The organism is Myroides odoratus, assembly GCF_001549985.1.
Taxonomy (GTDB): domain Bacteria; phylum Bacteroidota; class Bacteroidia; order Flavobacteriales; family Flavobacteriaceae; genus Flavobacterium; species Flavobacterium odoratum_A.
This window is the reverse complement of the sequence record NZ_LROZ01000073.1, coordinates 1-385: the sequence shown is the minus strand read 5'-3', so window position 1 is coordinate 385 and position 385 is coordinate 1. Positions and strand designations below refer to the sequence as shown.

General features: G+C 43.1%; 1 pseudogene. It reads left to right on the top strand.

What is annotated here, in order from left to right:
• Window positions 1-385, top strand: a pseudogene (locus AWV75_RS19040) (type IV secretion protein Rhs); the annotation flags it as partial.

Sequence of the window (385 nt, the reverse complement as noted above, 5' to 3'; positions counted from 1 at the left end):
TAAAAATACCGTTAGTATTCAGACTTATGAAGGCCATGCGGTGTACTTGAAATGGGAAGGAAATGTTGCTCGTTTAGCCTCTATTGCTGATGATCATCACACTTTAGTAGAGATTAGTTACCAGGACCGTCATGCTCCTGTTGTTTCTGTTTTCCCTGGAGAAGAAGAAGCTTACCAGATTCAATTGACCATCGGCAATGGTTTTTTGGAAAAAGTGAGACAGCTGGAAGAAAACTACACGTGGTTGTTCTACTATACCGCCGAAGGATTGATTAAGGAGATTAAACACCCTACAGGACTGATTGAAACGATTGAGTATCAGACGGGTGTTTTTCGATTTCCCGATGATGTATACCCCGCCTTACCCGCAGCTACTCGCCATACC